Source organism: Endozoicomonas sp. ONNA2, from assembly GCF_024606365.1.
Classification (GTDB): Bacteria; Pseudomonadota; Gammaproteobacteria; order Pseudomonadales; family Endozoicomonadaceae; genus Endozoicomonas.
Genome location: NZ_JAHHPO010001109.1, coordinates 1 through 1,143, shown reverse-complemented (window position 1 = coordinate 1,143; position 1,143 = coordinate 1). Strand labels below are relative to the sequence as shown.

General features: G+C 35.3%; 1 protein-coding gene. It reads left to right on the top strand.

Annotated elements, in window-relative coordinates:
• Nucleotides 1–16 precede the first annotated feature (16 nt).
• Nucleotides 17–1,143, top strand: a 1,127-nt coding sequence (locus KDK14_RS19710; protein WP_257266924.1) for an ankyrin repeat domain-containing protein, incomplete at its 3' end; no start/stop codon positions are given.

The window sequence follows — 1,143 nt, the reverse complement described above, 5'->3', positions numbered from 1 at the left end:
TATCAGGATAGACTGGATGGCAAGCTTGCAGGTGGGAAAAAACGAAGTACTACTGGAATTCATTGATAAGCTGAGAGCTGATAAAAAGTTAATTAAGGATATCATTAATGAAACGGATAAAGAAGGAAACACGGCATTGCTATTGGCTGCTAAAAACGATCATAAACCATGCGTAATAAAGTTGATAAAACATGGTTCTGATGTAAATCACCAAAATGGTGTAGGATGGAATCTGATTCATTTTATGGCCAGATCGAAAGAAAAAGTCGAATTTCTGAAAGATAAAGATTTTAATAAATTGTCTTATGATCATATCATGAAACCTGATAATAGAGGGAATACCCCATTACATCATGCAGCTTTTAAAGGCAATATAGAGTTTCTGGAGAAGATCTACATAAAATTTGAAAAACAAGTTGGTAAGAATATTTGCAATACTGTAAATGAGCGTAAAGGCACACCTCTGCATTTGGCTATTCAGGGAGATAAAGGCGATGCTCTACTAAAACTGATCGATATGTCAGAAACAAAACAGCAAGAGATTATATCAATAAAAGAAGCTCAGGATGATCTGGAAAAAATAAAGGATAAACTGGTTAATAAGTCGGCAAAAAAAACAAATAAACAGGAACTGTTCAAAAACAAACGAGAAACGGAACAAATATTGAAAAAAGCCAAAAGTCCATTTTCAAAACTTTTCAGATACGCTGCAGCTCACGGAAAATATGATTGTCTGACTAAACTTTACGAAAATTACGTTTCTAAATCACAGTTCATAGATATCAACTTCCCAGATCCTGAATCAAATGGTATGACCCCCTTGCATTACCTCGTCAAGTACTGGCGGCCCAGCAAGGAAAACGTTCATTACGAACAGTTTAAAAAGTGTTTTCTTTACTTGCTTGACTTGGAAGATATAAACATAAATACCCCTAATAAAGAAAATAAGACACCATTACACTTTGCTGCTGAAGCAGACAATCTTTATTGTCTGGTAAAAATGCTCGTCAACAACCCACAAGGAAAAAGAGTTTTCGAGGCTCTTAATAAAGATGATGCTACACCAGCTTTAGCGGCTAAATTGGGTAGTAAGGAATTGTCTGAAAATAACTTCCACATATTCAGATGTTCCACCGCAATCAT